The organism is Rhizobacter sp. P1_G5, assembly GCF_056405435.1.
On the sequence record NZ_JBFUCB010000755.1, the window covers coordinates 1 to 2,616 of the forward strand.

5 protein-coding genes are annotated in these 2,616 nt (G+C 70.7%); 2 read left to right on the forward strand and 3 right to left on the reverse strand.

Going from position 1 to position 2,616, the window contains the following annotated elements:
- Both AC1D12_RS30565 and AC1D12_RS30570 read right to left on the reverse strand, forming a co-directional pair.
- A partial coding sequence (locus AC1D12_RS30565) for a hypothetical protein (RefSeq protein ID WP_477844985.1) occupies positions 1-195 on the reverse strand: 195 nt, incomplete at its 3' end.
- A gap of 163 nt (positions 196-358) precedes the next feature.
- Positions 359-811 carry a c-type cytochrome gene (locus AC1D12_RS30570; RefSeq protein ID WP_465111405.1) on the reverse strand — a complete coding sequence of 151 codons (453 nt, stop codon included), beginning with the start codon at positions 809-811 and terminating at the stop codon, positions 359-361.
- 157 nt (positions 812-968) lie between these two features.
- Between AC1D12_RS30570 and AC1D12_RS30575 the strand changes: the two genes are divergently transcribed.
- Together AC1D12_RS30575 and AC1D12_RS30580 are read left to right on the forward strand one after the other, a co-directional pair.
- Positions 969-1,781, forward strand: coding sequence for a response regulator (locus AC1D12_RS30575; protein ID WP_477844986.1), 813 nt, complete (start codon positions 969-971; stop codon positions 1,779-1,781).
- Positions 1,782-1,857: 76 nt separating this feature from the next.
- Positions 1,858-2,184, forward strand: a complete 327-nt coding sequence (locus AC1D12_RS30580; protein ID WP_052211330.1) for a hypothetical protein — start codon at positions 1,858-1,860, stop codon at positions 2,182-2,184.
- On the opposite strand, the gene AC1D12_RS30585 is transcribed toward AC1D12_RS30580, so the two are convergent.
- Positions 2,185-2,616: EamA family transporter (locus tag AC1D12_RS30585; protein WP_477844987.1), on the reverse strand; the 432-nt coding region annotated here is incomplete at its 5' end.

The following is a 2,616-nucleotide window of genomic DNA, read 5'->3' on the forward strand; positions in this document are numbered from 1 at the left end:
CTTCTGGAACTCGCTCGGCTTCGGCGGCGGCAGGTTGCGCAGCCGGGCCGCCGCATCGTCGCCGTCGCGCGCTGCGGGTTGCTGCCCGGCCGCCGGGACATTGCGCAGCGCATTGCCGGTCGCGGGGGCGCTGGCAGCGGTGGCATAGGCCGGGGTGGTGAACGAGCCGCCGGGCGGCTGTTCGTCGGCGGCCACGGCCAGTCCGGCATGCAACGGAAGCAGGAGCGCGAGGACGCGCGCGGCTCGCAAACGGGGCGCAGTCATTCGGGGCACGGTCATTCGAAGCAGGCTCGTGAAGGCAACCCCGAATGGTAGCGGATGGCCTCCCGCACCCGGCGGCCGCACGGCCGCACGCCGCTCACTCCTTGCGGTAGGTGTCGTGGCAGCCCTTGCAGGCCTGGCCGACGGTTCCGGCCGCGGCCTTCAACGTGTCGACGTTGCCGGACTTGGCCGCGACGTTCAGCTTCTCCATCGCGTCCTGCATCTTCGTCGCGGCGGCCTTGAACTTGTCCTGCTCGGTCCAGATCTCCGGCTTGGCCCGGGTCTCGCCCTTGTCRGTGCCGTCGATGAAGCCGGCGAACGGCAGCTTGGACACCATCGTCGCGATCTCGGCGTTCTCGGCGGCGGCCTTGGCGTCGAACGGGATGCGCCCGTTGGCCATCGCGGCGACGCGGCCGAAGTGCGCCGCCATCACGGTGAAGGCGCCCTTGCGGTACTTGACCGCGTCTTCGGGCTTGGCGAACTGGGCGGCCGCGGGAAACGCAGCGGCGAGGCCGGCCACGGTGGCGAGGACGAGGATCGATCGATTCATGCGGGATCTCCTGGCTGGGGCTGGGGATGTCGTGGAGGGGGGCAGGGCAGTGTACGCAGCAGCACGGCATTCCATTCCGGGCGCGCCTGACGCGCACCTTGACGCGTCAGGCGGCCGCGCCCAACATCCCCGTCATACCAACACCAGGGAGCACACGATGGCCGAGCGCATCCGCATGCGTTATTCGGTGGCGTTGCAGGGATTCAGCGATTTCGAGCGCGAGGGCGTGCAGTCGTTCCTGCGCCTGGCCGAGCAGCGCGCACCGGCCTACGAGCCTGCCGCCGACCTGGCCGAGGCCGATTTCGTGATCGCCGATGCCGACCAGCCGGCCGCGGTCGCCGCCGTGAGTGCAGCCGGGCGGCTGGCCGACACGGTCTTCGTCGGTGCCCGGGCGCCCGCCGGCGCGGCGGCGCACCTGCCTCGCCCGATCGAGCCGACCCGCATCGTGCGCGAACTCGACCTGCTGCTCGAACAGCGCCTTGCGTTGCTCGACGAGCCGCCGCAGGCCGACTGGGTCGCCTCCGACGTCGCCACGTTCGATGTCGCCGCGGTTGCCGGTGGACGTGTCGCGAAGGACGTGCTGGTCGTCGACGACAGCCGCATCGCGCTCAAGTTCCTGCAGGTGCGGCTGATGCGCCTGGGCTACCGGGTGCACCTGGCACGCAACAGCACGCAGGCGCTCGACCGCATGACGACGCACAGCTTCGCGCTCGCCTTCATCGACATCGCGCTCGGCCCGGACAGCCCGATGGACGGCCTGCAGCTGTGCCAGTTCATGAAGCAGACCGCCCGCCAGTCGGCCGGCGGGCCGCGCATCGTGCTGATCACCGGGCAGGCCGCGGCGTCTGAACGGGTGCGCACCTCGCTGGCCGGCAGCGATGCCTACCTGGCCAAGCCGCTGATGGACCCCGAGTTCCTGCAGACGCTGCGCCAGCTCGATCCCGACTTCGTCGCCCCCGCCGCAGGGTGATTCGATACGCTCCATTTGAGAATGATTCGCATTTGGAGTAGCATCTGTCCATTGCCACTGTCGAGGATAGCGTCGCATGGACCTGCTCGTCGAAGAACACCACATGCCCGGCGTCGAGGCGATGCTGGCGGGAACACTCGCGTTGATGACCGGCTACAGCCAGTACCTGCAGGCCGCCAGCGACCCGGCGCACCGGGCGGGGATGGGCGAGAAGATCGCGCACAACCTCGCGCTGCTGGCCGGGCACCCGCAGCTGTCGGGCGATTGCCGCTGCGTGCTGTGGCACCTGCACGAACGCTGGGCCGTGATGGCCGGCTGCACGCGCGACGCCGGCGCGGCCTGCCATGCGCCGCAGTCGCCGGTGGAAGTCTTCAGCCTGCCGGGGACGCGCACGCTGCAGTGATCAGCGCGAGTTTTCGAAGGCCGACAGCAGCGCGGCCGCGAGGATCAGCGCGCCGCCCGCCAGCACGGTCGGCGTCAGCGTGCCGGCGCCGAGCGCGACGGCCGACAGCGTCGCGAACACCACCTCGCACAGCATCACGACCGACGTGACGTTGGCCGGCAGCCGCGAGGCGCCGTACTGCAGCGCGAGGTTGCTGGCGAGGAACGCGAGGCTCAGCGCGCCGACGGCAAGCAGCCAGCCGGTGTGCGGCGCCGGCAACCAGGGCATCAGCGCCTGCGACGCGAGCGTGGTTGCCAGCGTGCCGGCCACCAGCACGCCGCCGGTGAACATCGCGAGCGCGCGCGCCTCTTCCGGCCGGTGCGCCTGGTGGCGCAGCATCACGTTGTTGAGCGCGAACGAGAAGCCGCCGAGCAGGGCGAGCCAGTCCGGCAG

Bases quoted from the DNA above. Each gene is read 5' to 3' on its own strand.
- AC1D12_RS30575 (WP_477844986.1), top strand. From the start codon at position 969: ATGGCCGAGCGCATCCGCATGCGTTATTCGGTGGCGTTGCAGGGATTC.
- AC1D12_RS30580 (WP_052211330.1), top strand. From the start codon at position 1,858: ATGGACCTGCTCGTCGAAGAACACCACATGCCCGGCGTCGAGGCGATG.